We start from the raw sequence: 23,828 nt of genomic DNA on the forward strand, positions 1-23,828 counted from the left end.
CCCAGCTCAGCGCAGGACGATGTCCACCGGGTTCGCCTCGGAACGCCAGACGCCCTCGGCGCCCGGGCCCTGGGCGATCACCGGCGCCGTCAGCACACCGGAGCGGTTGGTGCGCTTGTCCCGCAGGATCTCGGTTACGGATCCGAGGTGACGGGACAGGTCAATCACATTCTCCGGCGCGGCCAGGAGCAACTGGAAGCCGAATTCGTGCAACGCCTTGATGCCGGCACCGGCAAATTCCTCCGAGGCGAGCACAAAGGCCTCGTCCATCATCACGGTGCCGTACGTGGTGAAACCCTGCTCGGCGATGCCCAGCTGGTAGCTCAGCGCCGCGGCCATAATGAACGCGGTGAAACGTTGACGCTCGCCGCCGGACATCGATCCGGTGTCCGCGTGCATAAAGACCTCGGTCTTCGCTGCACGGTTGTCGCCGCCGCCCCTCGGCACCGCCTTGGAACCGGAACCCTGCACCTCGCGGTGCTCCTTGCACTGGATGAAGAGGTGGCCGCGGACGTCCAGCACCTCGGCACGCCAGCGGCGGTCCTCGGGCGTCTGCGAGCCCAGACGCTTCACCAGCGTTTCGAGGGACTTGTAGCGGGTGGTGAGCTCGGCGTCGTCGTCGGAGTCCGTGCCGGAGGAGCGGGCGGAGGCGCCGGCTGCGGCCGCGGCAACCTTCCCCGGCCGGGCGTGGCGGACTTTCAGCGCGTTCTGGATGGCGTCCTTGAACTGCTTCGCCGTCGCCGGCAGGGTCTGCTTGATGTCGAGTTCCAGGAAGCTGCCTTCGTGGAAGTTCACCTGGGAGAGGATGCCGTTCAGCGGCAGGATGCGGCTGGTGATGGAGCGGCGTTCCTCGTCCAGCAAGTGCAGCAGCGTGCTGAAGGATTCGTGGGTGCGCTGGTTGAAGAACTGCCGGAACTCGGCCTCCTGCGCGGGGAGGCCGTCACTGACGATCGCGTGGTAGCGGGCTTCAAACTCGCCTGCAGCGCCGATCGAGGTGCCGTGGTCGGCGGAGATGGCCGTGCCCCATTCGCGCACGAAGCCTTCGAAGATCCGGGTGAGCCGCTCCGAGGTGGCCTGGCCGCGGGATTCGGCTGTGTGCAGCTCGGCCAGCAGCCGGGTCCGGACCTGGTTGGCCAGGTTGTCCAGCTCGTGCATCTCCAGCACGTCGCCGAAGTCCGCGAAGTACGGCGCCAGCGCCTCGACCGAGGCCTCCGACGGCGGCTGCTGCGCCAGCCGCTGCCGCGACGCGTCCAGCAGTGAGTCGGCGGTGGTCAGCTGCGATTCGAGGGCCTTGTATTCGCTCTGCAGCACGGCGGCGGCTTCAGTGCTGGACTGGTGCCTTTGGCGGGTGGCCTCGATGTTGGCGCGCAGCGGTTCGAGGTCGGCCTGCGCGGCGAGGGCGTCCTTGAGCCGCCGCTCGATCCGTGCGAGCTCGTCGGCTGCGACCGCCGCGGACACCTGCTCCCAGCTCCGGTGGTCATCGGCCACACGGCGAAGGGCGTCGAGTTGGCGGCTCATGCCCTGGTGGGATTCTTCCCGGCTTTGCGCCAGTTCGGCGGCCTTGGCGAGTTCCTGCTGCAGGTCCTCCACCTGCGCCGCGACAAGTTCGAGCTTGGCGGCATTGTCGAAGCCGAGGACGTAGTCCTGCCGGGAGGTGAAGCGGTCGTCCTTTTCCACGGTGTGGCGGTTGCGCTTGACCACCCCGCCCAGGCTCAGTCCCTTGTCCAGCCGTGCCAGTTCATCCGGGTCCTCGACGCACGGGTAGGCGAAATCGAGGGCGATCCGCTCCCGGATCCATTCGCCCGCCTCCGTGGCGGCCCCGGCGGTGAGGATGTCCAGCTTGGTCAGCAGGTCGCCGTCGGCCGCGTCCTGCACGGCCAGCGCGCCGCCGGCCAGGGGTTTGGAGACATCCACGGCGCGCAACGCCCCGCGGACCGGGTGGTCATTGAGGTAGCGGGTGACGGCGGCAAAATGCTCGCCCGGGACCAGCAGGGTGGTGGCGAGGCTGCGCAACGCGCGCTCGGCCGCCGGCCGCCACTGTTCCTGGCCCTCGGCGAGGTCGATCAGCTCGCCGCCGAAGGGCATCCGCTCCTCGGGGACGCCGGTGGCGGCCGCAATGGCGCTCCGGTTTTCAATGCTCGACGGCGGCAGCAGGGACTTGCGGGTCTTGAGCGAGACGAGTTCCTGCTGGGCCGCGGCGAGCTCCCGCTTCCTGGTCGCGTGGGAGTCGAAGGCCTCGAAACGCAGCTCCTTGAGCGCCTCCGAGTCGTCCTTGAGTTCGGTCGAGCGTGCGGCGGCCTGCTCGTGCGCCTGCTCCCAGCCGGCGGCGGACCATTCGAGCTCCAGGCCGGCGTCGGTGAGGGCCTTGCGGGCGGATTCTTCGACCTGCTGGCGGAGTTTGAGGCCCACCCGGGCGTTCTCCAGCGACTGTTCGATCGCGGAGATGGCGTTGCCGCCCTGGTTGTTGTAATCCGTCTCGAGCTGGCGCAGTTCCTTGGCCAGGCCGTCACGGACGCTCCGTTCGGCGCCGAGTTCCTGGGCTTTCGCCTGGGCCAGCGACTTGAAGCGTTCCAAGGTCTTCTCGTGCACGGTGACGGCCAGTTGCTGCTTGTAGGCCTCGAATTCCTCGCCCGCGAGGTCCCGCAGCCGGTTGGCGTCGAGCAGGGACTGCGCATACTCCTTGTTCAGCCCGGGGACCGGAGCAAGCTGGTCGCGCTGCTGCCGGACGTCCTCGAGCCGCTGCCGGATGGACATCAGGTTGCTGAATTCCTCGACGACGTCGTCCGCGGCGGCCAGCGTGGCGGGTGCATCCAGGACCTGGTCCCGGAAGAAGGTGTTGACGCTGCCGCCCAGGCCCTTGCCGGCCTGGATCACGCGCAGCAGCGGCAGGGCCTGGTCCGAGTTGATCCCCAGCAGGCGCCGGAACCGCTCGGCGAAGGCCTTGTGCACGTCGAAAATCTGCGCCTCGGGGAAGATCGCCTCCAGCGCCGACTTGGTAAACCGCTTCTCCGCGATGCCCTCCAGGGCGGCCAGGTCCAGCGGCTTGTGGTCGATCACGTAGTACCGGCCCACGCTGGACTCGGTGCCGTTCTTGGGCAGGTCGAACAGTGCAGAGATCGTCACCCGGGTGCCCGCCGCGTTGTCGAAGGTGAGCGCGACGGCGGACCAGGTGGCGCCGGGACGCTGGAAGGCACTGGCCGATCCCTCGCCGACGGCCTTGTCCCCCACCTTGCCGCGCATGTACGTGAACGTGGTCCTCTTGTCCTCGACCGCGCCGCCGGCGCGCTGCGCGGCGGCCTCGTTGGAGCGCGGCCGGGCGTCGAAAACCCGCAGCATCGCGTCGAACAGGGTGGACTTGCCGACACCGGAATTGCCGGTCAGCAGGGTGCCGTTGCGGTCCACGTGCATTGTGTGGGCGCCATGGAACGTGCCCCAGTTGACCACCTGGACCAGGGCCAGGCGCATCTGGCCGGGGTTGGTGAGCTCGCCCATTGGCAGCATGGTTGCGATGCTCACTTGGTGGCCTCCTCAATGATCGCGCCGTTGTGGTCGCCTTTCGCGACATCACCGGACACATGCTCTGCATGCTCGCTCGTTCCTCGCTTAGACGCATGCTGCCGCATGTCCCCGGCGCTGCCGCTGCTGTCAGTAACCGAATCGTCGTGGCTCAGATCTACACCGGCGACATCGCCGTCGTCGTCCTCTGCGTCGTCGCCAGAGCTGGCCGGGCCGTCGCCGTCCAGTTCCAGCAGGGGTTCGGTGCCGGCGGGGTCGGTGCTGGCGGCGATGAGGGATTCTATTTGGGCCGGGATGTCGCCGATGTTTTCGAAGGGGAGCGCCAGCGGGAGGGCGTTGGAGATGGTGTAGACCTCGTCCAGGCCGGTGGGGAGGAGGAGCTGGCGGGCCAGGAGCTTGGTGATGGCTCGGTTGACGACGTCGGAATCGCGCAGGGCATCCTGCTGGCCGGAGGGCTGGTAGTGGGCCACGAGGTCGGCGATTTCCTCGCGCGTGATCGTGGGATCGGTCTGGGCGGTGACGTGGCGGTCCAGCAGCAGGCGCAGGCGCAGCAGCACGATCGTTTCGACCCGGCTCAGGGCCCGCTGCTGGCGCAGGATGCTGGAGCGGGTGCTGCCGCCGATTGCCTCGGGGTCCACCGGACGCAGCACCGCCACCTTGCGGTCGTGGTCCAGCTGGAGTGACAGGAACAGCTCGGAGAGCCGGCTGCGCAGGATCAGCTGGTTGTCCAGCAGCGTGGTCCAGAGCTTTTCGTCCCGGCCACCGTCGATGTACGGGCCCTTGAGGAGCTTCACCAGGGCCTGGCGGACCTTCATCGGGAGCACGCCGGTGTCCCCCGGGAAGAGGGCGGCGCCGTCGACGAAGGTATCCCGCGGGGTGACGGTGAAGGGGTCCGCCGGCACGTGCTCCGGCGCGTTCCGGGGCTCCCGATCCGGTTCCGTGCCGGGCGCTTCCTGGGAAAGTTCGGTCATCTTCAATCCTTTTTGAGCGTGACGACGGGCAAGTAAGCGGTGCGGGTGGAGCCGTCGATTTGTTCGAAGTCCAGCGGCTCCCAGGCGGCGCGGTCGAAGCCGGCGCCCTGGTGCAGGGCGTGCGAGAGCAGGGCGCGGATGGAGTTGATGTGGCGTTCCGCCTCCGGCAGCTGTTGCCAGGCTTCGGCGAGGGTGGACGCCCCAGCGACGGCGGTGCGGATCGCCTCGGGGCTGGCCTTGCCGGTCCGCGGCGAGCGCACCCGGTCCGAGTCACTGAACGCGATGGGATCGGCCAACTTCGGCGGCGCGGCGAACTCGTCCGGGTCGAACAGCTTGACCATAGCCAGCGATTCGAAGCCGGCGTTGAAGAGCACCGGGCCGCGGACCAGCCCGGGGCGTTCGCGCTCGTAGGGCAGCGAGCGGATCGCCTGCTCGGCTTCGCGCAACACCTTTCGCAGCCGGACGGACTGGCGGTAGTCGTCGCTCTGGACGTAGGTGTTGAGGCTTTCGCTGAGCTTGCCGTAGATCCGCTGGATCTGGCTGTGCTGGCTGCGCAGTTCGGCCACCAGGTTCTTCAGCGTCTCGCGCTCGTCCTGAGTGAGCTCGTCGGCGAACTGCCGGCTGAGCACCTCCCCGATCGCCGAGCGGAAACGCAGCTGCTGCTGCGGGTCCTCCAGGAACGCGGTGAAGGACCGGAACGTCCTGCCCTCCGGGCTCTGTCGGAGTCGCTTGTCCGCCTCCAAAACCTGGGCCATGGTGGCGCCCTTGCTGAGGGATTCCTCGATGATCTGGTTCCGGAGCTCGCCCACCAGCTCCTCGATCCGGTCACGCATCTTCTTGTAGTCCGCGGGCAGGCTCGCGGCGAGGTCCAGGATGTTGCCCGCGGCCTCGACGGCTTCCTCGTCGTCGAGCAGGCCGTCGAACTCCCCCGAGCTGATCTCCTCGATCAGCTGGCGGCGTTCGCCAATCTCCTCTTCCAACGATTCCAGCCGGGCACTCTGGTCCGGGTTGGTCTCGTTGGCGAGCTTTTCGACGTCGCCCAGCAGCGTGCCGAGCCGCGATCCGTTGAGGGTGGAGCGTTCGCTGGAGAGGCTGTCCAGGAAGGCGAGGACGCGGGCCGCGGGCTCGGTGACCTCGTACACGATCTGGCCCGACTGGTTGCGCCGGGTCAGGAAGTTCTTGCGCGTCCACTCGTCGCCGAAACCCTTTCCGTTGGCGGAGCCGCCCAGCCCGGGGTCCTGGCGGCGGAGCTGCTCAAGGAAAGCGTCGACGTCGGCGTGGAACTGTTCCAGCGGCAGCTGCGGCCGGGTGCGGGTGAAGGAAGCCTGCAACACGGCAATCACCCACGGCGCCGAGCGGGTCAGTGCCCAGGCAGGCCCTTTGGTGAGGAGTTCGAGGTCCCTGAGCCGGGCGCTGATGGCGTCGGCGGAGGACACAGCGGAACGGGACACGCAGTTCTCCAATCGCTGCCGGGGTGGGGGGTCGGGCAGCGGGTCAAAGAAAAACTGCCAACTACAAGGTTAACGCAGGGCCTTCGGGATCCCCGCTGTCCCGGTCGTGACCTGCCGGACCGAGCTGCCGGTGACGTTGCCGCGACCTCTCCGTGACCTACGCCCGGGTAGCATTTCGATCCCGTATCAAGGGCCCCCGACGCGCCCGGCGACTCTGGCTGCGTTCCCTCCGGCACCCTACGCTCGGCCTACTGGTTCAGCCGAAGCGACGGTGCAGGAGGAAGAATGCAGTTCGATCTAAGCGCGGTGGAAACGGGCACCCTGGTGTTTTTCGGAACGCTGGTTTTCGCCCTCGTGATAGCCCTCTTCATCCTGGCAGCGGCCTTCGCGGCGTTGGTCCTGGTGGGGGTGGGGCGGCTGGCCTGGTTCCTCGCGGCCAGCGTGCTGCTCGGCCTGGTCCACGGCATCAACACCGGCTGGGACCGGCTCCTGCACCACGCCGCCACCGTGGAGCTGCCGGTTGAGTTCCCCGGCGAGCTAATAGGGCAGTCCTCCCCTAGTACGGGCACCTACCCGCGGGTAGTATTGCGGGACAGCTGAAGGGTCCTCCACCCGCGGCGGATCCAGGGCTCGAGCCGGACAACCCGGTTAGAGGAGATGCCCAATGAGCTCCGCCGTCGACAACCCAGCCACCGAAGATCCGGCCACCGACAGCCCCGCCGCCAAAGTCCCGGTGGACACGCAGAAGATCGGTCCCGACGCCACCGCCGCCGACGCCAGGGCCATCGCCGAGGCCGCCCGCGAAACCAGCTGGGACCGGCCCAGTTTCGCCAAGGGCCTCTACCTCGGCAGCTTCGACCTCAGCCTCATCCACCCCTGGCCGCAGGCTCCGGCGGACGACGTCGAACGCGGCGAAGCGTTCATGGAACGGCTCACCGCCTACTGCCGGACCATGTCCGGGCGCACCATCGAACGCGACGCCCGGATCCCCGACGAATACCTGTCCGGGCTGGCCGGCCTCGGCGTCTTCGGGATGAAGATCCCCCGCGAATACGGCGGCCTGGGCCTGTCGCTGGTGTACTACGGCCGGGCGCTGGCCCTGCTCGGTTCGGTGCACCCCAGCCTCGGCGCGCTCCTGTCCGCGCACCAGTCAATTGGCGTTCCAGAGCCGGTAAAGGTCTTCGGCACGCCGGAGCAGAAGCGTGAGTACCTGCCGCGCTGTGCGGCGGGCGCGGTGACCGCGTTCCTGCTCACCGAGCCCGACGTCGGCAGCGACCCGGCCCGGATGGGGAGCACCGCCGTCCCGTCCGAGGACGGGCAGTCCTACGTGCTGGACGGCGTGAAGCTCTGGACGACCAACGGCGTCATCGCCGAACTCGTGGTGGTGATGGCGCTGGTGCCCGCGCACACCGACGCGGACGGCACAGCGTACAAAGGCGGCATCAGTGCCTTCGTCGTGGAAATGGACTCGCCTGGCATCACGGTAGAGAACCGCAACGCCTTTATGGGGCTGCGCGGCATCGAGAATGGCGTCACCCGCTTCCACCAGGTACGGGTGCCCGCTGCCAACCGGCTGGGCCGCGAAGGCCAGGGCCTGAAAATCGCCCTCACTACGCTCAACACCGGCAGGCTCTCCATCCCGGCGCTCTGCGTCGCCTCCGGCCGCTGGAGCCTGAAGATTGCCCGCGAATGGTCCAACGCCCGCACCCAGTGGGGCCGCCCGGTGGGTCAGCATGAGGCGGTAGGGAAGAAGATCGCCTTCATCGCTGCGAGCGCCTTCGCCCTCGACGCCGTTTTCGAACTGTCCGCCGAACTGGCCGACGCGGGGCAGAAGGACGTCCGGATCGAGGCCGCCCTGGCCAAGCTCTGGTCCACCGAGATCAGCTGCCGGATCGCGGACGAACTGGTGCAGATCCGCGGCGGCCGGGGCTTTGAGACGGCCGATTCGCTGGAGGCCCGGGGTGAGCGCGCCGTCCCGGCCGAACAGCAGCTGCGGGACCTGCGGATTAACCGGATCTTTGAGGGGTCTTCGGAAATCATGCGGCTGCTGATCGCGCGCGAAGCCGTGGACGCCCACCTTGCCGCCGCTGGCGCGCTCGCCTCGGAAGACGCCAGCCTGTCAGAGAAGGCGAAGGCCGCGGTCGGCGCCTCCGGCTTCTATGCCCGCTGGCTGCCCAAGCTGGTGGCCGGCACCGGCATGGACCCTCGCTCCTACGGCGATTTCGGCCGGCTGGCCAGGCACCTGCGGTTCGTGGAGCGGGCGTCGCGGCGGCTGGCGCGGCAGACCTTCTACGGCATGGGCCGCTGGCAGGCGAAGCTGGAGCACAAGCAGGCGTTCCTCGGCCGGATCGTGGACATCGGTGCCGAGCTGTTCGCGATGGCCGCCAGCTGCTCGCGGGCGGAAATGCTGCTGCGGACCGCCCCGGAGCGCGGCGCCTCGGCCTACGAACTCGCCGACGCATACTGCGAGCAGGCGCGGGTCCGGGTCGAGGAGTATTTCGACCAGCTCTGGCGCAACACCGACGACGGCGACCGCTCCCTAACCCGTAAAGTGCTGGCCGGGGACTTCCAGTGGCTGGAGGCGGGAGTACTGGACCAGTCCGAGGGGACCGGACCCTGGATCGCGGACGCCAGCCCGCGCGCCTCGGTGAAGCAGAACCTCCACCGAAAGTACCGCTGACGTGCGGCTACGCCCGCCCGGAGCTCCCGGCGTAAATAGTAAGCACCCTTGCTATTGAGCCGCTGCCATGGTTAGGTGAGGTCAAGACCTGGTGACGGTCGACGCATCGCAGTGCCTTGACCAAGCGCCGAGTCCGGGTCAATCAATGAAAGCGAGCAGCCATCATGAGCAGCACAACAGGCCCCGAAGACCTCCCCCGCCGCCCCCGGAACGAAGACGGAACGCTTGACCGGGACGGCCGGATCCACGACGCCCGCCAGGACGGCGCAACCGTGGTACGGCCCGTCCCGGCCGACGAACAAACAGACCGCCGCGCAGCGGCACGCGCTGAGATGCGCGAAGAACGCACCGACGACACCCGCGCTTTCCCCGCCGCTCCGGCCGGCGCCGCGGGCCCAGCCGGCCGCGACGACCGGCCTCTCCACGGCGCCCGCGACGACGGCTATGTCGATGACACCGTCGTTGACGAGATCCCCACTCGCGAGACGGTGGTGGCCAGGGAGAAAGAACAGTTCGGCGGCATCAAGATCGGCTCGGCGTTCTTCGGCTGGCTCGCCGCCACCGGGATGGCGGTGCTGTTGACCGCACTGGTCGCCGCCGCCGGCACCGCCGTCGGCCTCGCCACCAACACCAACGTCAACGAGGCCGTCAACCAGGCCTCACGGAACCAGAGCGTGGGGATCGCGGGGATCATCACCTTGCTCGTGGTCCTCTTCGTGTCCTACTACTGCGGCGGCTACGTAGCCGGTCGGATGGCCCGGTTCAACGGCGCCCGTCAGGGCCTCATGGTGTGGATCTGGGCGCTGATTGCGGCAATCGTCGTCGCCATCCTGGCCCTGACCGCTGGCCAGCAGTACAACGTGCTGGCGAACCTGAACAGCTTCCCCCGCATTCCCGTGAACGAGGGCGCCCTCACCACCACCAGCATCATCGCCGCCGTCGTCGTGGCCCTGGTGGCCCTCGTCGGCGCCGTGCTGGGCGGCCTGGCGGGCATGCGTTTCCACCGCAAAGTGGACCGCGCCGGCTTCACCCCGGTGGAGTCCGTCGAGGAGCGCTAGGCGGGCGTGAGCGCGTCGACGTAGTACCAGCGGCGGTCCTCTCGGACGAACCGGCTTGTTTCGTGGTGCACGCCGCGCTCACCGCCGTGCCGGTACCAGGCCTTGAACTCGACGATGCCCTCGCTGTCCAGCGGGCCGCCGCGGCCCGTGGAGACGATGTCCAGGCGCCGCCACGTCATGTCCGGATCCAGGTCCACCCCGGCCGGCCGGGTGTCCGGATGCCAGCTCCGCAGCAGGTAGCCGGCATCGCGCAGCACGAACGCGCTGTAGCGGGAGCGCATCAACTGTTCCGCAGTTGGCGCTTCCGCGTCGCCACGGTGGAACAGGCCGCAGCAGTCGGCGTACTGCTCGCCGAACAGGCACGGGCAGTTGCCCCGGTACGTGGCTCCATAGGGCTCGGCGTTGTCGGCCTGGGCGTGCGTCACGAGGTTCCTTCCGGCAGGCCGGGCTTCTCCGGCGTGGGCTGCCTCCGACTATAGACGCCGCCGCACGGGAGGACCTGGCGGGCAGAACCCGGGCCGCCGGCGTCGCGTCGGCCGGGGCCTAAGGTATCAGCTTGGACACATAGTGCCCCGCAGGGCTTTTCGCCGCGTGTCCGTTGGAAATAGTCCGTATGGTTAAGGAGGGCTGTTGCCCGGCGAGACGATTGCGGCACGGACCTCACTGCAGGCTGGAATGGAGAGGCGAAGTGGAAGACCCAACAACGATCGCCATGAACCTGACCTTCTTCGGCACCCTTGGTGTTGGCTTCGTGATGTTCGTCGGCGTCTTCCTCGCCTTTGTCATCACCTTGCTCATTGCCGGCATCGGCCGGCTGCTGGCCACGGTCGCCATGGGCCTGTTCCACGGCGTGAAGCACCTGCGCACACCTGCCGGCCGGACCGCCGGCACCGCCGCACGTGGCCCGGAAGCGCCCGGCACCGCCGGAGCCCCGGCGCCGCAATCCGCGTCCCCGCAGACCCCCGCGAAGCCGGCCAAGCCTGCCAAGCCGGCCAAGCTTGCGCGCAAGGAGCCCCAGCTGTCCCGGGACTGGGCCGCCGCCGTCGAGAGTGCAGACGCCCGCGCCGCGGCCCGGGCAAACGCCGATGCCGTACCCGAGGTCAAGGTTTCAGTCCGCGAGCTGCCCAGCCCGAAGGCCCCGGCACTCCAGATCCAGCAGGTAGGGCCCCTGGTCGAGTCCGCGACGGACAGGAACGGCGCCCCCACGTCCGCGCCACGCGCCTTCACGAAACCCCCGGTTCCGGCCAAGAGCCCCGTCCTGGATACCGGATCGCTGGCCATGCTCAAGAACCAGCCGGTGCAGCAAGGCAAGCGGCAGGGTCCTCGGCAAGACCAGCGGCAGGATACGGAGCGCAAGGCCAGCTGAGGCCTTACTCCCGACCGTCATCTGGGCTACGTTGGAACCCATGGAATTCAGATACCTCGGGCACAGCGGCTTCAAGATCTCGGAAATCACCTTCGGCAACTGGCTCACGCACGGCTCGCAAGTGGAGAACGACGTCGCCACCCAGTGCGTGCGGGCAGCGCTAGACGCCGGGATCAGCACCTTCGACACCGCGGACGTCTACGCCAACACCGCCGCCGAATCGGTCCTGGGCGAGGCGCTGAAGGACGAGCGGCGCGAATCGCTGGAGATCTTCACCAAGGTCTTCGGGCCCACCGGACCCAAGGGCCACAACGACCTTGGGCTGTCCCGCAAGCACATCATGGAATCCATCAACGGCTCCCTGTCCCGGCTGCAGACGGACTATGTGGATCTCTACCAGGCGCACCGCTTTGACTATGAGACTCCGCTGGAGGAGACCATGCAGGCGTTCGCCGACATCGTCCGGCAGGGCAAGGCGCTGTACATCGGCGTCAGCGAGTGGACGGCCAGCCAGATCCGCGACGGCCACGCCCTCGCCAAGGAGCTCGGCTTCCAGCTGATCTCCAACCAGCCGCAGTACTCCATGCTGTGGCGGGTCATCGAGGCAGAAGTGGTCCCGACATCGGAGGAGCTGGGCCTGTCCCAGATCGTCTGGTCCCCCATGGCCCAGGGCGTGCTCAGCGGCAAGTACCACCCCGGCAAACCCGCCCCGGAGGGCAGCCGCGCCACGGACGCAAAGGGCGGCGCCCGGATGATCGAGCGCTGGATGTCCGACGAGGTCCTGACCGGCGTGCAGCAGCTCAAGCCGATCGCGGAGGAGGCCGGGCTGACCATGGCCCAGCTGAGCATCGCTTGGGTGCTGCAGAACAAGAACGTCGCCTCGGCGATCATGGGCGCGTCCCGGCCGGAGCAGATTGCCGGCAACGTGGCAGCGGCCGGGGTGAAGCTGGACCAGGTCATCATGGACAAGATCGACGCCGCGATTGGGTCCCTCGCCGAGCGGGATCCGGCGCAGACCAAGTCGCCCGCTTCCCGCGAGGCCTAGTCGGTGGAGACCCTCCCGGGACTCGCCGTCACCGGTTCCACCGGCCAGCTCGGCGGCCAGGTGGCCCGGATGCTGGCCGACGCGGGCAGCGCGCAGCGGCTTCTGGTGCGCGACGCCGGCCGCGCGCCGGAGCTCGACGGCGCGGTTCCCGCCGTCGCCAGCTACGCGGACGCCGCGCAGGCACGAGCCGGCCTGGCCGGGGTGAAAACGCTGTTCATGGTCTCCGCCGCGGAGGCCGAGGACCGGCTGCAGCAACACTATGCCTTCGTCGACGCGGCAGCGGACGCGGGCGTTCAGCACATCGTGTACACCTCTTTCTTCGGCGCAGCCCCGGATTGCACCTTCACGCTGGGACGGGACCACTACGCCACCGAGCAGCGGATCAAAGCCTCCGGCATGGACTACACGATCCTGCGGGACAACTTCTACCTGGACTTCCTGCCGCTGCTGGCCGGGGAGGACGGGGTGATCCGCGGACCCGCCGGCGACGGTGTCATGGCAGCTGTAGCCCGGGCGGACATTGCACGCTCCGCCGTGGCGGTGCTGCGCGATCCGGCGCTGCACGTGGGCCGGAGCTACGACCTGACCGGCCCGGAGGACATTTCGCTGGCGGCGGCCGCCGGCCTGCTGACCGCGGGAACGGGACGCACCATCAGCTTCCACAACGAGACCCTCAAGGAGGCCTACGCTTCCCGGGAATCCTATGGCGCGCCGCGGTGGCAGGTGGACGCCTGGGTCAGCACCTACACCGCCATAGCCGCCGGAGAGCTCGCGGGGCCGACTTCGGACGTGCACGAACTGACCGGGCGGGAACCGCTGGGACTCGCGGACTTCCTGGCCGAAGCCCACTCACTCTAGGGCGACAGGCCGGGGACCGCGGCCCGGTATTGACGCACCACGGGCCGCGGCGTAGACCTGAAGGCAGGCGAACCCGCACAGAATCGCAGTCAGATGCCCAAACAAGTGTCCAAGCACACCTCACCGCTCATGGCACGGCGCCGGCAGGCACAGCAGCTGGCAGCTCATCCCGGGGAGCCCAGCCACGGGCCGCTGACAGCCGAAGAGCTGCAGCTTGCGGTGCGGAACCATTCGATGCCGCTCGAGGCACTCCGGAACGACGTAACACCGCCGGGACTGCACTACCTGCTGGACCACTTCGACATCCCGGCCATCGACGGGGACCGCTGGCATTTGCGGATCGGCGGCGCCGTGCAGCGGTCCCTGGAACTCAACCTCCGCGCCCTCCGCCGAGCGCCGAGCATCAGCGTCCCCGTCACGCTGGAATGCGCCGGAAACGGCCGGTCCCTGCTCAAGCCGCGGCCGCTAAGCCAGCCCTGGATGCTGGAGGGCGTCGGCACCGCCGTCTGGACCGGGGTGCCGCTGGCCTACCTGCTTAGCCAGGCCGGCGTGGACGAGGACGCCGTCGAGGTGGCCTTCACCGGCGCCGATGCCGGGATCCAGGGCGGCGTGCGCCAGCAGTACGCCCGGAGCCTGCCGGTCAGCGAGGCCCTGCGGCCCGACGTCGTGCTCGCGTACCGGATGAACGGCGCCGAGCTGCCGCCGCAGCACGGCTACCCGCTGCGGCTGGTGGTACCCGGCTGGTACGGCATGGCGAGCGTCAAGTGGCTGTCCTCGATCAAGGTGCTGACCAGGCCGTTTGATGGTTTCCAGCAGTCCGTCGCGTACCGCTACCAGCAGGATGCGGACGACGCCGGCACTCCGGTCACGTGGATCAAGGTCCGCGCACTGATGGTCCCGCCCGGCATCCCGGACTTCTTCACCCGGCACCGGGTCCTCCCCGCGGGCCCGGTGATGCTGACCGGACGGGCCTGGTCCGGCCACGGCGGGGTGCAGCGGGTCGAGGTGGGGATCGACGGCAAATGGGCCCCCGCGCAGCTGGAGCACCCCGCCGCGCCGTTCGCCTGGTCCGCCTGGTCCATGCCGTGGGTAGCGGATCCCGGGCAGCACGAACTCTCCTGCCGCGCCACGGACGCCAGCGGCGCCACCCAGCCGCTGGAGCCGGTCTGGAACTACCAGGGCATGGGCAACAACGCGGTCCAGCGGATCAAGGTCACGGTGGAATGAGCCAACTCTGGCGTGCTAGTAATCCACGATCGCGCCGCTGGAGATGTTGAGGGTGGCATCGGTGATGGCGCCGGCCCTGTCCGAAGCGATAAAACAGGCGACGGCGCCGACGTCCGCCAGGGTGGCCGTGCGGTTCAGGTGTGCCGCTTTGGCGATCTCGACCACGATCTCCTCACGCCCCTCCACCTGCCACGGGATTGTCTCGATGATGCCGCCGCTGACCATGGTGACAACGCGCACACCGGACTTGCCCAACTCCAGCGCCCACTGCCGCCGCTGCCCCTCCATTGCGTCGAGGGCCACCTTGAAGCCGCCCAGCCCGGCGAGCGTCTGCGGGCCTGAGCCGCCGAACATCAGCACAACGCCGGACTTCTGCTTGATCATGTAGCCCGCCACGGCCCGGGTGGTCAGGAAGTGCGTTCGGGTGGCCAGGGTAATCGGCTGGGTGAAGTCGTTGACATCGATTTCCATGAGCGGCTGCTGGATATCCCCGAAGGAGATGACGTTGAAGGAGATGTCGATCCGCTTGGTTTTCTTTGCCACAGCGTCCACAAAGGCGTCCACCTGCTCCTCGTCCAGGGCGTCGACGACGGCGGTTTCCGCTGATCCGCCGGTCTCCCTGATATCCCGGGCGACTTTCTCCAGCCGCGATTCCGTGCGCCCGGCGAGATAGACCGTGGCCCCCTCGGCCGCGAAAGCGCGGGACACCGCTCCGCCGATCGCGCCGCCGGCGCCGTAGACCAGCGCCGTCTTGCCCTGCAACAGGCCGCCGGCCGGCGTCTGGTTCGTCAGCATTTCCCTGCCTCCCGCCGCGGAGTGGTGAAGTCCCTCAACTATGTTCCCGCCGGGGTCCGGTGGCAAGGGGACAAACGGCTCAGGACACGAGGGTTCCGCGCACAATGCTCACGCTGGAGTGCGCGGGATTGCCGTCAACCGGTTCATCGGACACGTCCACGATCGGGTACTCGCTCAGGTTCAGGCCCGCCGGCACCGGGAAGGTGCCGGAATCGGAGGTCATGACCCCCAGGCTCACCAGCCGCGACAGGTCCGGTGCGATCAGCCAGACCTCCTGGTAACCCCGGGCCTCGTTCTTGTTGACCTGGACTTCCAGGGTGCGCTGTCCGTCCTTGGCCTCCACGACCCGGGCCGATCCGGTGGCCGAGTGCTGATCGACCGGGGCGAGCTGGGCGCGGGCCAGCGGGGTCACCTGCGCCTGGTTCTGCTGCACGGACCAGAAAACTCCCGCCGCCAGCAGTGCTGTGGCCGCGGCGGCCGCCAGCCACACCCCCGGACGGCCGAACCAGCCACGCCCCGCGCCGGGTCCCCGTTTTCCGTTGCCGTTTCCACCCCGGGACGGAAACGGCGTGACCGAGCCCGACGGCGCCGGTGGCGCCGGGCGCGAACCCGCCGGTGACGCATGTCGCGAATCGGTCGGCGCCGGGGATCCGAGCGGATCGGCGGCGACGGCGGCGGAAAGGCCCAGCGCACTGTGGATTCCCGCCCACACCTGCGGCCCCGGCGCTTCGAGGGCGGTGGAGTCCGGCGCCGGCTTCGCCGCCACCACGGCGCGGCGGAGCCCCGCGTAGTCGGCTGCGCAGCTGGCGCAGGAGCGGAGGTGGTCCGCGGCGTCGTCTCCGAGCTCCTCGCCAAGGGCCAGCAGGCTCAAGGACTCCGGATCAAGATGTTGCACGGTCTACCTCCAATCGGCTTCTGAGCTGGGACAGGCTGCGGCGGATGTGGCTCTTGACGGTACCAAGCGGCAGGTCCAGTTTCTGTGAGATCTGCGAGTGCGTCAGGTCATCGTAAAAGGCCAGCTTAAGAATGGATCCTTGCGGTTCGCCCAGCCGCTCCAGTTCCCCGTCCAGGAGCAGCCGGTCGGCCAGCAGCTCCGCCGCTGCGTGCCCGGCGGCGTGTTCCGGGTCAGGTGAGAGCTCGACGGCGGCCAGGACCTTCCGGGTTTCCCGCGTTGAGGCCGCCTGGGCGTCCGTGATGACATTCCGGGTGATGCCTACGATCCACGCCGGCAGCCGCGCCTTCGACGGGTCGAAAGCGGACCGCGAGCGCCACACTCGGATGAAGACTTCCTGGGTGGCGTCATCGGCTGCGGCGTTGTCGCGCAGCGAGCGCAGCGCCAGCGTATGCACCATGGGCGAGAATTGCCGGTACGCCTCTGCCAGGGCGGTTTCGTCACCGGCGGCGAACGCCTCGTTCAGTCGCGCGTCCCAGGCGGAAGGGGACTCGAGAGGTGCCAAGCCCGGCTCCTTCCCCCTGCTGGTGGCGGCGATGAGCGCTGCGTCCTGGATCACGCCGGCACCGCCGTGACAATGACATTGTCGCCGTAGTCCTGTTGTTCGTCCAGCCATCTGCCCCCGCAAGTCACGAGCTTCAGCTGGGGCGGTCCGTCGCGGCGGAACACGGACGCGCCGTCGAACGCGTCCTTGGCCATGAGTTCCACCCGGGTCACCCGGAAGGTCAGGGGCGGGGCACCTTGCCGCTGAACCGTCACTTGGGTGCCGGCAGGGAGCGACTTGAGCTGGGAGAACGGCGCCGAATCGGAGGTGGTGTCAACATGCGCCGCCATCACCGCGGTGCCGGCGGCAGCTCCAGGAGCCGGTCCGAAACGGTACCACCCTGCCTGGTTGAAGGGCTCCGGGATTTCCATGGCCCCGTTCGGGCTCACGCCGACTTCGACGACGGCCATGTCGGTGATCGTGGTGCCCTCCACGCTGAGGAGTCGCGGGGCTGGGTTCTTGGCCGCCTGCGCCCGCGGGGCTGCCGGCCGGACAGCGATGCCGGACTTCGGGACGGAGCCGGCAGCGGGCCGCGCCGGCGGCTGGTTCGGCGCCGGCGCGGTGCGCCCGGAGTCAGGGCCTCCGTCGTCAGGGACGGCCGGCGCCGCGGCAGTTCGCTCCGCAACGGGGGCTGGCGGGGCCTCGGCCCCCCGGGGCGCAGCGCACCCCGCGATCAGCAGCACCGTCGTGACGGCGGCGGCCGTAATCCGCGGGGCTGCCCGCCTTGCTTCAGCTCGCCTTGCTTCAGTCCGCAGACCGGGAGCCGGGGGGCGCCCGGTGGCCTCCGCCGTCGTCGTCGTGCGCAACATGTCCGTCCTCCTGCCGTGGTGGACCTCAAGGGGCCGGCCGCCCGGTAGTTCGCCGGGCGGCCGGTCAGCTGGGGCGGGCTAGCGGATGCGGCGAGGTGCCAGTTGCTTGCGGGTCGCGGCGATCCCGCCGGCAAGCAGCAGGAGGGCCGCGGCGCCGATGCCTACCGTGACGGCTGTCTGGTCGGTAGTCCCCGTCCCGGAGTCGGCGGCTCCCGAACGTCCGCCGGGAACGCCTGCTGGGGCGGAGTGCAGCCCGTCAATGGTCTGCACCGCGAGTTGCAGGTTTTTGTCCGCGAGGCTGCCCCACGCGTACACCACCGTGTGGGTGCCTTCCGTGACCGTCACATCGGCCGGTCCGATCACCGGCGCCGTGGTGCCTGCAGCGGCCACCGCCACGGACAAGGTGCCGGGATCCAGGGTCAGCGTCTTGTCCTTGGGATTGGCCAGGCCGGAAATGACGGGGGTGCCGCCAGCCAGGATGTCCACCGCCGGCGCGGCGGCCGTGTGCCGGACGGTGAGTTTGCCCTTGCCTGCACCGATCTGTGAAACGTCGTTGGTGAAGAAGTTGGCCGTTGGCTTGCCGTCTGCGCCCAGGTTGGCCACCGCCGTGTAGTTGCCGCTGGCGGCGAGCGTGACCTTCACGGGGCCGATCACAGGGTCGGAAGCGTCCGCGGCATCGGCGGCGGTAATGGCAAGGTCGTAGTCCCCCGCGGGCAAAGCCAGCGGTCCTGCCAGGGTACTGGGGGCGAAGTCGTCAAGGGTTCGTTCGCCGTTGACCCAGACGTCAACGGTCAGCCCCGGCACTCCGTGGAGGACAGAAAGCTGGGCGTCGGGCTCGGCCGCCTGGGCGGGGCCGGCAAGGGTGAGAGCTGCCGCGATTGCCACGGCGCCCGCGGTGAAAAGGCTGGTACGCATTTACGTCTCCTTCAACGGCCCGGCAAGCGGGCGATTCTTTGCTTACACACCTACTACCGGCGCGCGGAGCCGTTTGGATGCACATGCATGTAGAAATCTTTTGAAGGAGGACAGAGATGTCCGGGAGGACGTGTGGCTTAGGGCCGCGGAGGGGTCTCCGGGCCGTCCCTCCCCTCGTGTACTTCAGGAGGCAGCGCCGCGGACGGACCGCCGATCCCATAGAAGCCCGGCGGCCGGGACTGTTGTTCGGGCGTTCCGGCCTGGGGTGCCGACTGGCCCGCACCGGGCGCGGTCTGGCCGTAGGCGGGGGCAGGCGGCGGTCCGGCGGGCGTCACGGGCTGCAGGTCTCCCGGGTCGGTCGGTCCCATGTCAAGGTGGAACGGGGGGTATTCGTCCCGCATGAGGGCCACATAGGTGACCACCCGGGACACCCAGCGGTTCAGGCCCATCAGCAGGTCGAACAGGCCGCGCCAGTACTGTCCGGTGAACAGCAGGATGACGCCCGCGATCAGCACGAGCAGCCCGATCAGCGAGATGCCGGCGTTCTGCTGCACCCACTGCCCGTCGGCCCAGTACCGGTCGCGGTCGCCCCAACCGCGCGCGGTCCCCGTGAGCACAGCGACGATGAGCAGGTGCGGGATGGCCAGCAGCCAGGACTTCACCAGCACCAGCCCGTGGGAGAGCTTCTCGGGGTAGTCGACGTCGAAATCCGCGGGGTAGCCGGTGCGGGCCAGCGTGAACGGGGGGTACTGGTCCGTACCGATCGCGGCGTACGAGTAGAACGCCACCCGCCAGCTCCACCGGATCACACCCACGTTGAAGTTAAACAGCGAGCGCGGATAGCGGCCGGTGAAGAGGATCGCGAACCCCGCAACGATCGTTGTAACGACGAACGCGAACCACAGGAAGAACAGCACGATGTAGTGCGGGATGGCCAGGAACCATTTGACCAGCCACAGCCAGCGGGACAATTGCGGGTCCAGATAGCCGCTGAGCCGCGCCGGGTAGACGTATCCCCCCGGCGGGGCGCCCCCTGGCGGCGCCGCCGCGTACGGAGACCCTGCAGGGGGAGCGCCGGCGTAGGGAATGGCACCGTAGGGACCCCCGCTTGAGGGGACACCGCCATACGGTGCACCGGCGTAGGGAGTTCCGGGATGCGGCTGCTGGCCCGGGCCCTGCGGCGGTCCCCCGCGGCCCAGCCCGGCAGCGCCGGCCACAATCAACGGGACACCCACTGCCAGCAGCACGATGCCTCCGATCAGGAGGCCGATGAAGACCGGCCAGAGGAGGTCTGAGCGTGCGCCGCCGCGCAGATCAACGGAAACCGGGCTGCTTGCATCGGCGTTCATGATCACCACGGCCCAGTCTCCGGAGCGCAAGTCCCATCGGAGTTCCTGTGTGCCGGGCCCGGTTGCGGAAGCTGTCCAGAACGTCTGCTCTGCCGGCCGGGCCGGCGGCTTGGTCCCGGACACGTCCCGGTACTGGGCGCGGAAGGGCGAGAAACGGACCTCGGTCAGCTCGGAATGCCTGACGCCGCTGAGGTAGGCGGCGACCTCCGCCTGGGGCGCGATGCCAATGAAGATCTGCTGCGCGGAGTCGGCAGCGGATCCGCGGAGCATCACGCGGCCGGCCATCGCGGCCGGGTCAACGCCGGAAGGCCCGGCATCGGTCATAACATTCAGCCGCGGGGACGTCAGGGCGTAAGAGTCCACCGTGTAGCGCTCCGACGGGGTGGTGAAGTATCCCCCGTCGCGCTGCTGATAATTGGCCCAGCCGGTGAAACCGGCGCCGGCCAGAAGTCCAAGGCCCAGCAGCGCTGCAAGCGTGCCGAGCACCAGCATGACAATCCGGCCCGGTTTCATGGCCGTGCCAACGCCTCCAACAGTGACTTGCCCCATCGTGCAGCCTTCTCGATTTCGCCGGGGCGCAACGGCCCCTCGCTGCCCTGGACGTAGAACGGCATGGGCTCGGAGATGATATCGGCGCCGCTGTCGCGGAGCGTGTGCGCCATTTTCTTCGCCGCGTCGCCATGGACGAACATTCGGACGCGGGTGTCGAAAGCGGCGGCCTTGACCCCGTTGAGGTGGCCGTCCCCGAGCGCCGAGAGAAGCTGGGTGATCTTCGGCGTCGGACGCCAGCCATTAATGGGGCTGCCGAGGACGAGCAGGTCACCGGCGGCCAGGTCGTCGGGCCGGAAGTCGCCGACCGCAACGGGGCTGGCGTCGAGTTCGCCGAGTGAGCCAGCGACTGCTTCCGCAACGGACTTTGTGTTGCCAAAGGCTGAGTCGTAGACGATATGGGCCTTCATGCGGTGATCACCACCTTGAGCGCCTTCGTTTCCGCGGCCCGTGAAAAGGTGTCATAGGCGTCCATAAACTGGTCGAACGAGAAACGGTGGGTGGCGAACTTTTCCGCCGGCACCTTGTTCTGGGCCACGAGTTTCAGCAGCATCGGGGTGGTGTTGGCATTGACCAAGCCCATGCTGATGTTGATGTTCTGGATCCAGAGGTCCTCCACGTGGAGCTCCACCGGCTTGCCGTGGACCCCCACATTGGCCACATTGCCGCCCGGCCGGACGATGCCGGTGCACATGCTGAAGGTGGCCGGGATGCCGACGGCCTCAATCGCCACATCGACGCCCTGACCGTCGGTGAGCGCGAGGACCTGGTCCTTCCAGTCGGCGTCACCGGAGAGCACGACGTCGGTAGCACCGAATTCACGGGATTTTTCCAGCCGGTTCGCATCGAGGTCGACGGCGATGATGGTGGCGGCGCCGTACAGGCCCGCGGTGGCGATCGCGGCGAGGCCGACCGGTCCGGCGCCGATCACGGCGACTGTGTCGCCGGGCTTGACCCGGCCGTACTGCACACCGATTTCAAACCCGGTGGGCAGGATGTCGGACAGCATGACGGCCTGCTCATCGCTGACGCCAGCCGGCAGCAAGTGCAGCGAGTTTTCGGCGTAGGGAACGCGGACGTACTCCGCCTGCGTGCCGTCGATCAGGTGGCCGAACACCCAGCCGATGCCTGATTGCCCTTCGTCGCCCATGCAGTGCGAGTACAGGCCGGTCTTGCAGTTTGCACAGTGACCGCAGGACTTGATGCAGGAAATGATGACCCGGTCCCCCACCTTGAGGCCGGTCACGGACGATCCCGCCTCGGTGATGGTCCCCACGCCCTCATGGCCGAGGATCCGGCCCTTGGTGACGGCGGGCACGTCGCCCTTGAGGATATGAAGGTCCGTGCCGCAGATGGTGGTGGTGTCCACCTTCACGATCACGTCGGTGGGGTTCTGGATCTTCGGATCCGGGACCTCCGTCCAGGACTTCTGGCCCGGACCGCCGTAGACGAGTGCTTTCATGCGAGCTCCTTGGTTCTGAGGATGACGTGCGGATCGACGATCCGCAGGCGGCACGGAGTGACCGAGGAGTCAATGCCGGAAGAAACGATGGATTGGCGGGCATGCTCGCGGAGTTCCTCGAACGCCGCTTCGGTGACCCGGGCATGGGCAAGATCCACGATGAGCTCGTAGCCTGCAAGTTTGGCGGTGACGCGGCGGCAGACGACATAGAGTGCCCTGATGTTGGCGGAGGTCACTCCGCCGCGGACCTCCACCCGGGCGGACTCCTGCGCGGGGTCGATCCGGATCACTACCTTGAGCCGCGGATCTCCGTGGGCTGGGTGCGCCAGGTATGACCGGGCGCGGCTGGCATGGTTCAGATGGCGCAGCGGGCTCATACGTCCTCAGAGCTCCCCCGCAGAGGAGCCACCGCGGTCGCCCGCGCCTCAGTAGCTGCTGTCAGTGAATGTATAGCCATGATGGATGGTCTCCTGCCTTTCCTGCCCAAGCTGGAAAGTGCAAATGCCATTTCCTCACCCCAGGGTCCTAGCGAGACCGATACTGCTGACAAGCGGTTCATCCCCCAAATAACCGTGCAGGAACCGCCCAACTCCAGAATGACCTCGCCGCCGTTGCCGGGCAAGGGGGCGAAGGTCCCTTGCGGGGCCGCGGCTCCGGCGGCTTGGTAACGATGTGTCGGCAGTGACCAAAGTGGCGTGAATTGCTGCAGCCGCCCTGCGCCCCTACCCTGTTCCCATGCCGAAAAACGCCATTCCCGCCGCCGAGTCCGGCCTCGCGCTCGCCTCGGTCCGGCAACCGGGCGACATGACGCTGTGTGACATTTTCATTACTGACGGGGTGGTTGCGCAGATCGTGCCGACCGGAGCGCCGGCGGGTTCGCCGGCCGGGTGGCAGGCAGGCGGGCAGGCAGGCGGGCCGCGGGTGGTGGACCTGGACGGACGCTTCGTGATTCCGGGGCTCTGGGATGAGCACGTCCACATGACCCAGTGGGCCCTGACCACCGGCCGCATCGACCTGTCCGGCGCCGCCTCCGCGCAGGAGGCGGCCGCCGTCGTGCGTTCCCGGCTGGAAGAACAGCGCGCAAATACGGCGGACATCGCGGGCGGCCCGACGGTCGTCGGCGTCGGATTCCGCGATGCCATCTGGGGGGACATGCCCAGTCGCGAACTGCTCGATGGGGCGACCGGGGGCGTCCCCACGGCGCTGGTAAGCCACGATCTGCACTGCGTGTGGCTCAACAGTGCGGCGGCGGCGCGCTACGGGGTGACGGTGGACGCGGACGGGCTCCTCCGCGAGGATCCGGCCTTTGAACTGACCCGGGAGCTCGGGCGCCTTCCCGACGAGGCAGTCGACGCCCTGGTCCGCGACGCCGGAAAGGCAGCCGCGGCGCGAGGCGTCGTGGGAATTGTCGACTTTGAGATGGTCTGGAATCGGGATGCCTGGCTCCGGCGGATCGCCGCCGGCTTCGATTCCTTCCGTGTGGACGCCGGGGTCTACCCGCAGGACCTGGACCGTGCCATCGGCGAGGGCATGCGGACGGGCCAGCTGGTTCCGGAGGGCGGCGGGCTGCTGCGGGTGGGACCGTTGAAGGTGCTGATTGACGGCTCGCTCAACACGCGCACAGCATACTGCGTGGACCCTTACCCGCACGGCGGCCGCGGCCTGCTCACGGTCAGCGAGACGGAACTGCTGGAGCTGCTGGTCAAGGCCGGCGTGGCGGGGTTTGTCCCGGCGGTGCACGCGATTGGCGACGGCGCCAACGAGGTAGCCCTGAACGCTTTCGCCGCCGCCGGCATCCGGGGCCGGGTCGAGCATGCCCAGTTCGTCCGGCGGGAGGACTTCGCGCGGTTCGGCGAACTGGGCCTCACCGCCAGCGTGCAGCCCGCCCACGCCCTTGACGACCGCGACGCCGCCGACTCCAACTGGGCAGGCCGAACGGAGCGGGCATTCCCGCTGCGCTCGCTGCTCGACACCGGAGCGAGGCTGGCGCTCGGCTCCGACGCGCCGGTGGCGCCGCTGGAACCATGGACCGCGATGTCGGCGGCCACCACCCGGGCACGCGGGGACGGGCGTCCGGCGTGGCACCCGGAGCAGGCCCTGACGCGGCAGGAAGCGCTGGCGGCATCGTCGCGCGGACGGAGCCGGATCAGCGTTGGTGACACGGCGGACGTCGTCGTGCTGGACGCCGATCCGCTGGCTGTTTCAGACTCCGGGTTTGCCGCGATGCCGGTGGCCGCGACGCTGGTGGCGGGACGGTTTACGCACGGCGGCGGGATGTAGC

21 protein-coding genes are annotated in these 23,828 nt (G+C 68.7%); 8 read left to right on the forward strand and 13 right to left on the reverse strand.

The window, feature by feature from the left end; translation table 11 throughout:
- Positions 1 to 6 precede the first annotated feature (6 nt).
- Genes ACUYM2_RS17430 through ACUYM2_RS17440 form a run of 3 tightly spaced genes read right to left on the reverse strand, consistent with a single transcriptional unit; the run spans position 7 to position 5,938 of the window.
- Entirely contained in the window at positions 7 to 3,516 is a 3,510-nt protein-coding gene (locus ACUYM2_RS17430) for an ATP-binding protein (RefSeq protein ID WP_481601197.1), read from the reverse strand.
- Positions 3,513 to 4,487 (reverse strand): DUF4194 domain-containing protein, encoded by a 975-nt coding sequence (locus ACUYM2_RS17435; protein ID WP_481601198.1) that lies wholly within the window; start codon positions 4,485 to 4,487, stop codon positions 3,513 to 3,515. The genes ACUYM2_RS17430 and ACUYM2_RS17435 overlap by 4 nt, the downstream gene beginning before the upstream one ends.
- A gap of 2 nt (positions 4,488 to 4,489) precedes the next feature.
- Positions 4,490 to 5,938, reverse strand: a complete 1,449-nt coding sequence (locus tag ACUYM2_RS17440) for a DUF3375 family protein (RefSeq protein WP_481601199.1) — start codon at positions 5,936 to 5,938, stop codon at positions 4,490 to 4,492.
- Between the two features lie 285 nt (positions 5,939 to 6,223).
- Here ACUYM2_RS17440 and ACUYM2_RS17445 point away from each other — a divergent pair, with 285 nt between their 5' ends.
- The 3 genes from ACUYM2_RS17445 to ACUYM2_RS17455 all read left to right on the forward strand — a co-directional run bounded on the left by ACUYM2_RS17445 (position 6,224) and on the right by ACUYM2_RS17455 (position 9,676).
- The gene (locus ACUYM2_RS17445; protein WP_481601200.1) at positions 6,224 to 6,538 is read left to right on the forward strand and encodes a hypothetical protein; all 315 of its coding nucleotides are present in this window, start codon (positions 6,224 to 6,226) and stop codon (positions 6,536 to 6,538) included.
- A gap of 64 nt (positions 6,539 to 6,602) precedes the next feature.
- A complete protein-coding gene (locus ACUYM2_RS17450; protein ID WP_481601201.1) occupies positions 6,603 to 8,618 on the forward strand; it encodes an acyl-CoA dehydrogenase family protein in 2,016 nt (671 codons plus the stop codon).
- A 164-nt stretch (positions 8,619 to 8,782) separates the two neighbouring features.
- Positions 8,783 to 9,676, forward strand: a complete 894-nt coding sequence (locus ACUYM2_RS17455; protein WP_481601202.1) for a YrzE family protein — start codon at positions 8,783 to 8,785, stop codon at positions 9,674 to 9,676.
- Here the strand turns inward: ACUYM2_RS17455 and ACUYM2_RS17460 are convergent.
- Positions 9,673 to 10,101, reverse strand: a complete 429-nt coding sequence (locus ACUYM2_RS17460; protein ID WP_481601203.1) for a YchJ family protein — start codon at positions 10,099 to 10,101, stop codon at positions 9,673 to 9,675. The two genes, ACUYM2_RS17455 and ACUYM2_RS17460, sit on opposite strands and share 4 nt — an antisense overlap.
- A 263-nt stretch (positions 10,102 to 10,364) precedes the next feature.
- On the opposite strand from ACUYM2_RS17460, the gene ACUYM2_RS17465 reads away from it, so the two are divergent.
- From ACUYM2_RS17465 to ACUYM2_RS17480, 4 genes are all read left to right on the forward strand, one after another.
- Positions 10,365 to 11,042: a hypothetical protein gene (locus tag ACUYM2_RS17465; protein ID WP_481601204.1), complete on the forward strand. Its 678-nt coding sequence runs from the start codon at positions 10,365 to 10,367 to the stop codon at positions 11,040 to 11,042.
- A gap of 40 nt (positions 11,043 to 11,082) precedes the next feature.
- Positions 11,083 to 12,087, forward strand: a complete 1,005-nt coding sequence (locus ACUYM2_RS17470) for an aldo/keto reductase family protein (RefSeq protein WP_481601205.1) — start codon at positions 11,083 to 11,085, stop codon at positions 12,085 to 12,087.
- A 3-nt stretch (positions 12,088 to 12,090) separates the two neighbouring features.
- A complete protein-coding gene (locus tag ACUYM2_RS17475; RefSeq protein ID WP_481601206.1) occupies positions 12,091 to 12,945 on the forward strand; it encodes an SDR family oxidoreductase in 855 nt (284 codons plus the stop codon).
- Between the two features lie 129 nt (positions 12,946 to 13,074).
- The gene (locus ACUYM2_RS17480; protein WP_481601520.1) at positions 13,075 to 14,172 is read left to right on the forward strand and encodes a sulfite oxidase; all 1,098 of its coding nucleotides are present in this window, start codon (positions 13,075 to 13,077) and stop codon (positions 14,170 to 14,172) included.
- A gap of 15 nt (positions 14,173 to 14,187) precedes the next feature.
- Here the strand turns inward: ACUYM2_RS17480 and ACUYM2_RS17485 are convergent, their stop codons facing one another.
- The 9 genes from ACUYM2_RS17485 to ACUYM2_RS17525 form a co-directional block, all read right to left on the reverse strand.
- The gene (locus tag ACUYM2_RS17485; protein ID WP_481601207.1) at positions 14,188 to 14,967 is read right to left on the reverse strand and encodes an SDR family NAD(P)-dependent oxidoreductase; all 780 of its coding nucleotides are present in this window, start codon (positions 14,965 to 14,967) and stop codon (positions 14,188 to 14,190) included.
- A 79-nt stretch (positions 14,968 to 15,046) separates the two neighbouring features.
- Entirely contained in the window at positions 15,047 to 15,862 is an 816-nt protein-coding gene (locus ACUYM2_RS17490) for an anti-sigma factor domain-containing protein (RefSeq protein WP_481601208.1), read from the reverse strand.
- Complete coding sequence (locus ACUYM2_RS17495) at positions 15,849 to 16,424, reverse strand: RNA polymerase sigma factor (RefSeq protein ID WP_481601209.1); 576 nt, start codon at positions 16,422 to 16,424, stop codon at positions 15,849 to 15,851. Before ACUYM2_RS17495 ends, ACUYM2_RS17490 begins: the two co-directional genes overlap by 14 nt.
- A 50-nt stretch (positions 16,425 to 16,474) precedes the next feature.
- On the reverse strand, positions 16,475 to 16,897 hold the full coding sequence (locus ACUYM2_RS17500; protein ID WP_481601210.1) for a class F sortase: 423 nt from the start codon (positions 16,895 to 16,897) through the stop codon (positions 16,475 to 16,477).
- 453 nt (positions 16,898 to 17,350) lie between these two features.
- The gene (locus ACUYM2_RS17505; RefSeq protein WP_481601211.1) at positions 17,351 to 18,187 is read right to left on the reverse strand and encodes a DUF4397 domain-containing protein; all 837 of its coding nucleotides are present in this window, start codon (positions 18,185 to 18,187) and stop codon (positions 17,351 to 17,353) included.
- Between the two features lie 137 nt (positions 18,188 to 18,324).
- Complete coding sequence (locus ACUYM2_RS17510) at positions 18,325 to 20,085, reverse strand: DUF4389 domain-containing protein (protein WP_481601212.1); 1,761 nt, start codon at positions 20,083 to 20,085, stop codon at positions 18,325 to 18,327.
- Positions 20,046 to 20,495: a flavodoxin family protein gene (locus tag ACUYM2_RS17515; RefSeq protein ID WP_481601213.1), complete on the reverse strand. Its 450-nt coding sequence runs from the start codon at positions 20,493 to 20,495 to the stop codon at positions 20,046 to 20,048. Before ACUYM2_RS17515 ends, ACUYM2_RS17510 begins: the two co-directional genes overlap by 40 nt.
- Positions 20,492 to 21,547 carry a zinc-dependent alcohol dehydrogenase family protein gene (locus ACUYM2_RS17520; protein ID WP_481601214.1) on the reverse strand — a complete coding sequence of 352 codons (1,056 nt, stop codon included), beginning with the start codon at positions 21,545 to 21,547 and terminating at the stop codon, positions 20,492 to 20,494. The genes ACUYM2_RS17515 and ACUYM2_RS17520 overlap by 4 nt, the downstream gene beginning before the upstream one ends.
- Positions 21,544 to 21,924, reverse strand: a complete 381-nt coding sequence (locus ACUYM2_RS17525; protein ID WP_481601215.1) for a hypothetical protein — start codon at positions 21,922 to 21,924, stop codon at positions 21,544 to 21,546. Before ACUYM2_RS17525 ends, ACUYM2_RS17520 begins: the two co-directional genes overlap by 4 nt.
- A 358-nt stretch (positions 21,925 to 22,282) precedes the next feature.
- On the opposite strand from ACUYM2_RS17525, the gene ACUYM2_RS17530 reads away from it, so the two are divergent.
- A complete protein-coding gene (locus ACUYM2_RS17530) occupies positions 22,283 to 23,827 on the forward strand; it encodes an amidohydrolase (RefSeq protein WP_481601216.1) in 1,545 nt (514 codons plus the stop codon).
- The last annotated feature ends 1 nt before the right edge of the window (position 23,828 follow it).

The organism is Arthrobacter sp. SD1074B (assembly GCF_056780195.1).